Here is a 5,761-nt window from a genome sequence, read left to right on the forward strand (position 1 = left end):
ACCGAGGCCGGCGCGGTCTATTCCCCCGCCGAGGTGGCGGCGATCTGCGCCGTGGCCCGGGCGGCGGGCCTGCCGGTCCACATGGACGGCGCGCGCTTTGCCAATGCGCTGGTCTCGGCCGGATGCAGCCCGGCCGAGATGACATGGAAGGCGGGCATCGATGTGCTGAGCTTCGGCGGCACCAAGAACGGGCTGATGGGGGTCGAGGCGGTCGTGCTGTTCGACCCCGCCCGCGCCTGGGAATTCGAACTGCGGCGCAAGCGCGGCGGGCATCTGTTTTCCAAGCACCGCTACCTTTCGGCCCAGATGGCCGCCTATCTCAAGGACGATCTGTGGCGCAAGATGGCCACCCGCGCGAACGCCGCCGCGCAGCGCCTGTCCACCGGCATCATGGCCCTGCCCGGCGCCACGCTGCTGCACCCGACCCAGGCCAATTCCGTCTTTGCCGCCTGGCCGCGCGAGGGCCATCGCCGGGCGCAGAAAGCGGGCGCGCAATATTACCTCTGGCCGATGGACCAGTCGCTCGACGGCCCCGGCGATCAGCCGCTTTCGGCGCGGCTCGTCTGTTCCTGGTGCACCACGGATGACGAGATCGACGCCTTCCTCCGGCTGGTCGAGGGCGGCCCCGCGCCCGCGCCGACCCACGTCCCGGGCTGAGCCCTCCGCCCCGCCCCCCGCCGCCTGCGCCGCGATGATCGAATAGGCGGCAGGTGCCGGATTGGCCGGGAAATGCTTCTTTTTCAACACGATAGACAAACCCGCTTCGTCGCCTGCCGCCGGATTTCCTGCAGCCGAGAGGCTTTCTGGCAGTCCGGCCGATCCGGCAAAGCGACACCCTCCGTCCGCGCGAACAGCGCGGTCATGTCCACGGGCTTGCAGGTGATCGTCGCCCCATGGCGCGCGGCCATCTCCTCCAGCCGCAGGCCCGCGAGATAGCAGAAGGGCGAGACCGCCGTGAAGTAATAGTCGATATGGGCCACCGCGCACCTGTCGCCCTCATCAGGTTTTCAAGACCGCAACCGGGTGATAAGCGCTGTCAACGTCACGCGACCGTCACGAATCCGCTGCCGCCCAAGGATCCCCCAGATGCACAACATCCACGAACCGAAACTGATTTCGGGCAATGCCAACCGTCCGCTCGGCTCCGCCATCGCCCGGCGGATGTCGATGCATCGGGGGGTGAACGTCAACCTCGTCGATGCCCGGGTCGAACGGTTCAACGACCAGGAAATCTTCGTCGAGGTCTACGAGAATGTCCGCGGCGAGGACATGTTCATCATCCAGCCGACCTCCAACCCGGCAAATGACAACCTGATGGAACTGATGATCATTGCCGACGCGCTGCGCCGCTCGTCGGCCGCGCGGATCACCGCCGTCATCCCCTATTTCGGCTATGCCCGCCAGGACCGCCGCACCAAGGCCCGCACCCCGATCAGCGCCAAGCTGGTCGCCAACCTGCTGACCGAGGCCGGGATCGAACGGGTGCTGACGATGGACCTGCACGCCGCCCAGATCCAGGGCTTCTTCGACATCCCCGTCGACAACCTCTATGCCTCGCCGATCTTCGCGCTGGACATCGCGCATCAGTTCAACGGCATCTCCGACAAGATCACCGTGGTCTCGCCCGATGTCGGCGGCGTGGCGCGCGCCCGCGAACTGGCGCAGCGGATCGGCGCGGGGCTCGCCATCGTCGACAAGCGCCGCTCGCGCCCCGGCGAGGTGGCCGAGATGACCGTGATCGGCGAGGTCGAGGGCCAGATCTGCTTCATCGTCGACGACCTGTGCGACACGGCCGGAACGCTGGTCAAGGCCGCCGACAAGCTGATCGAGGCCGGCGCCGAAGAGGTGCACGCCTATATCAGCCACGGCGTCTTTTCCGGGCCCGCGGTCGAACGCATCACAGGCTCGCGGCTGAAAACGGTGGTGGTGACGGATTCGATCCAGCCGACCGGGCAGGTCCAGGCCGCCCACAACATCCGGATCGTGCCCACCGCGCCGCTGTTTGCACAGGCGATCATGAATATCTGGCAGGGCACCTCCGTCTCGTCGCTGTTCGAGCACGCGACGCTGGCCCCGATCTACGAAGGGCTCTACGCCCCCGCCTCCGGCTGACGCCCCCCAGGGGGCAAGGGGCCACCCCCGCGCGCAGGCGGGGTGGCCCTTTTCGTTCACGCCGCCAGGTCGAAGCGGTCGGCGTTCATCACCTTGGTCCAGGCCGCCACGAAGTCCTGAACGAACTTCCCGGCATTGTCGTCCTGGGCATAGATCTCTGCATAGGACCGCAGGATCGAGTTCGAGCCGAACACCAGATCCGTGCGCGTCGCGGTCCACTTCACCGCGTCCGACTTGCGGTCGCGGATCTCGTAGACGCCATTGCCCGCCGGAACCCATTTATAGGCCATGTCGGTCAGGTTGACGAAGAAGTCGTTCGTCAGCGCGCCTTCGCGGTCGGTGAACACGCCATGCCGGGTGCCGCCATGGTTGGTCCCCAGCACCCGCATCCCGCCGACCAGCACGGTCATCTCGGGCGCAGTCAGGCCCATCAGCTGTGTGCGGTCCACCAGCAGCTCCTCGGGGCTGACGACGTAATCCTTCTTCATCCAGTTCCGGTAGCCATCGGCCAGCGGCTCCAGCACGTCGAAGGACGCCGCGTCGGTCATCGCCTCGGTCGCGTCCCCACGGCCCGGCGCAAACGGCACCTCGATGTCATGGCCCGCGGCCCTGGCGGCCTGTTCGATCCCGACATTACCGGCCAGCACGATGGTATCGGCCAGCGACGCGCCCGCCTCGGCGGCCAGCGGCTCCAGCACCGCCAGCACCTTTTGCAGCCGCGCGGGCTCGTTGCCCTCCCAGTCCTTCTGGGGCGCCAGGCGGATGCGTGCGCCATTGGCACCGCCCCGCATGTCCGACCCGCGGAAGGTCCGCGCGCTGTCCCAGGCGGTGGCGACCATCTCGGCGATCGACAGGCCGGACCCCGCGATCTTCGCCTTCAGCGCCGCCACGTCATAGGAGGTCGCGCCCGCAGGCACCGGATCCTGCCAGATCAGATCCTCGGTCGGCGCCTCGGGGCCGATATAGCGCGCCTTCGGTCCCATGTCGCGATGAGTCAGCTTGAACCAGGCCCGGGCGAAGACCTCGGTGAAATAGTCCGGATCCTTGTAGAACCGCTCGGAGATCTCGCGATAGACCGGGTCCATCTTCATCGCCATGTCGGCATCGGTCATGATCGGGTTGTAGCGGATCGAGGGATCCTCGACATCCACCGGCTTGTCTTCTTCCTTGATGCCGATCGGCTCCCATTGCCATGCACCGGCGGGGGATTTCTTCAGCTCCCACTCATAGGTGAAGAGCAGGTAGAAATAGCCGTTGTCCCACCTGGTCGGATGGGTCGTCCAGGCACCCTCGATGCCGCTGGTCACGGTGTAGCGGCCCTTGCCCGACTGGTTCGGGTTCGACCAGCCAAAGCCCTGCTCGCAGACATCCGCGGCCTCGGGATTCGGCCCCAGCAGGCTGGCATCGCCATTGCCGTGGCACTTGCCGACGGTGTGCCCGCCCGCGGTCAGCGCGACGGTCTCCTCGTCGTTCATCGCCATCCGGGCAAAGGTCTCGCGCACCTGAAGCGCGGTCTTCAGCGGGTCGGGCTGGCCGTTCACGCCCTCGGGGTTGACATAGATCAGCCCCATCTGCACCGCGGCCAGCGGGTTTTCCATGGTCGCGGGATTGTCGAGATCCTCGTAGCGCGAATCCGACGGCGCCAGCCATTCCTTCTCGGCGCCCCAGTAGATGTCCTTTTCGGGATGCCAGATATCCTCGCGGCCGAAGGCGAAGCCATAGGTCTTCAGCCCCATGGATTCATAGGCCACGTTGCCCGCCAGGATGATGAGGTCAGCCCAGCTGATCTTGTTGCCGTATTTCTTCTTGACCGGCCACAGCAGCCGCCGCGCCTTGTCCAGGCTCACGTTGTCCGGCCAGGAGTTCAGCGGCGCGAAGCGCTGGTTGCCGGTGCCGCCGCCGCCGCGGCCATCCGCGATCCGGTAGGTGCCCGCCGCGTGCCAGGCCATGCGGATCATCAACCCGCCGTAATGGCCCCAATCGGCCGGCCACCAGTCCTGGCTGTCGGTCATCAGCGCGCGCAGATCGGCCTTGATCGCGTCGAAATCCAGCGTCTTGACCGCCTCGCGGTAGTCGAACCCCTTCAGCGGGTTTGTCTTGGTGTCGTGCTGGTGCAGGATGTCCAGGTTCAGCGCGTTCGGCCACCAATCCATGACACTCGTGTTCATCGCGGTGTTCCCGCCATGCATCACCGGGCATTTGCCGGTCGCCATGTCGTTTCCGTCCATTCGGGTTCTCCTCTGATGGTCATTGGCCGGGGGTCGGGAAGGGGCGGCCAGCCTCCGTGCCGTGCCACTCCCGCGCGAATCCGCCCCCGGATCACAGATTGCTTCTAGCGCCTATTATCATTACTGGAATTTTGAAGTTCTAATGACAGCGATAACCCCAGCCTATGATCAGCCTCACCCTCAAGCATCTGCGCTATTTCGAGGCGCTCGCCCGGCACCGCCATTTCGGCCGCGCCGCCGAGGATTGCGGCATCTCGCAACCCGCCCTGTCGGTGCAGGTCAAGGAGCTCGAGGCGTTGCTGGGCGCGCCCGTGATCGAACGCGGCACCCGCCAGATCCGCCTGTCCGGGCTGGGCGAGGCACTGGCCGAACGCGCCCGCGACATCCTGCGCGCGGTCGAGGAACTGGACGATCTGGCCCGCGCGGCGCGGGGCGGCCTGACCGGGCGGCTGCGGATCGGGGTGATCCCCACCATCGCGCCCTATCTCCTGCCCGGCCTCATCAAGACGCTTGGCGCGCAGAACCCCGATCTGGACATCCGCCCGCGCGAAGCGGTCACCCAGGTCCTGATCCGCGATCTGGTCGAGGGGCGGATGGATCTGGCCATCGTCGCGCTGCCCGTCTCGGAACCCGCATTGCACGAGGAACCGCTCTTCGACGAGGATTTCGTCCTTGTCCGCCCGCTTGCCGATGCCCACAGGCCGGTTCCCTGCCCCGAAACGCTGTGCGAGATGCGGCTTCTGCTGCTGGAGGAGGGGCATTGCTTCCGCGATCAGGCGCTGTCCTTCTGCGCCCCCACGACCCGCGCCGCGCGCGACATGATGGAGGGCAGTTCGCTTGCGACACTGGTGCAGATGGTCGGCGCGGGCATCGGCGTCACGCTGATCCCCGAAATGGCCATCGCCACCGAAACCCGCTCGGCCGCGGTCTCGGTCGCGCGCCTGCCCGCGCCCTGCCCGAAACGCACCGTCGGCATGGTCTGGCGCCGGACCAGCCCGCTGGCCCCGCAATTCGCCGCCATCGCCGCGATGCTGCGCCCGCCCGCTCAGCCCAGCGCCAGCGCCGCCGCCCCGGTGGCCAGCACGACCGCATAGACCGCCAGCACCCGCAGCCCGAAGCGCCCGCCGCCCAGCACGGCCGCGATACCGCCCTTGACCACCGTATTGACCGACACGGCCAGCAGGATGGCGGCCGCAGCGGTCTCCCGGCCCAGCCCGTCGCGGACCATCCGCGCGACCGTGATCGTCAGCGCATCCACATCCGTCACCCCCGAGGCCGCCGCCACCGCCAGCACGCCGCCCGCCCCGAACCAGAGCTGCAGGTAATGGGTGGCCAGCACCACCCCCACCAGCACCGCCCCGAAGGACAGCGCCGTGCCCAGCGCCAGCGGGTTCGACAGCCCGTCCAGATTGGTCTCCGAC

General features: G+C 67.4%; 6 protein-coding genes. 3 read left to right on the forward strand and 3 right to left on the reverse strand.

Annotated elements, in window-relative coordinates; all coding sequences use genetic code 11:
* A partial coding sequence (locus ENN83_RS08785; RefSeq protein ID WP_287186033.1) for a threonine aldolase family protein occupies positions 1-657 on the forward strand: 657 nt, incomplete at its 5' end.
* 83 nt (positions 658-740) lie between these two features.
* Here the strand turns inward: ENN83_RS08785 and ENN83_RS08790 are convergent.
* Positions 741-980 carry a DsbA family protein gene (locus tag ENN83_RS08790; RefSeq protein WP_287186035.1) on the reverse strand — a complete coding sequence of 80 codons (240 nt, stop codon included), beginning with the start codon at positions 978-980 and terminating at the stop codon, positions 741-743.
* 106 nt (positions 981-1,086) lie between these two features.
* Between ENN83_RS08790 and ENN83_RS08795 the strand changes: the two genes are divergently transcribed.
* Positions 1,087-2,112 carry a ribose-phosphate pyrophosphokinase gene (locus ENN83_RS08795; protein WP_287186036.1) on the forward strand — a complete coding sequence of 342 codons (1,026 nt, stop codon included), beginning with the start codon at positions 1,087-1,089 and terminating at the stop codon, positions 2,110-2,112.
* A 56-nt stretch (positions 2,113-2,168) separates the two neighbouring features.
* Here ENN83_RS08795 and katG read toward each other — a convergent pair whose 3' ends face one another.
* Positions 2,169-4,340 carry a catalase/peroxidase HPI gene (katG, locus tag ENN83_RS08800; protein WP_287186038.1) on the reverse strand — a complete coding sequence of 724 codons (2,172 nt, stop codon included), beginning with the start codon at positions 4,338-4,340 and terminating at the stop codon, positions 2,169-2,171.
* Positions 4,341-4,504: 164 nt separating this feature from the next.
* On the opposite strand from katG, the gene ENN83_RS08805 reads away from it, so the two are divergent.
* On the forward strand, positions 4,505-5,434 hold the full coding sequence (locus ENN83_RS08805; RefSeq protein ID WP_287186040.1) for a hydrogen peroxide-inducible genes activator: 930 nt from the start codon (positions 4,505-4,507) through the stop codon (positions 5,432-5,434).
* Here the strand turns inward: ENN83_RS08805 and ENN83_RS08810 are convergent.
* Positions 5,386-5,761, reverse strand: a 376-nt coding sequence (locus ENN83_RS08810; protein ID WP_287186042.1) for a DUF4010 domain-containing protein, incomplete at its 5' end; no start/stop codon positions are given. The two genes, ENN83_RS08805 and ENN83_RS08810, sit on opposite strands and share 49 nt — an antisense overlap.

The organism is Rhodovulum sp. (genome assembly GCF_011048875.1).
In the GTDB taxonomy this organism is placed as follows: domain Bacteria; phylum Pseudomonadota; class Alphaproteobacteria; order Rhodobacterales; family Rhodobacteraceae; genus Rhodovulum; species Rhodovulum tesquicola.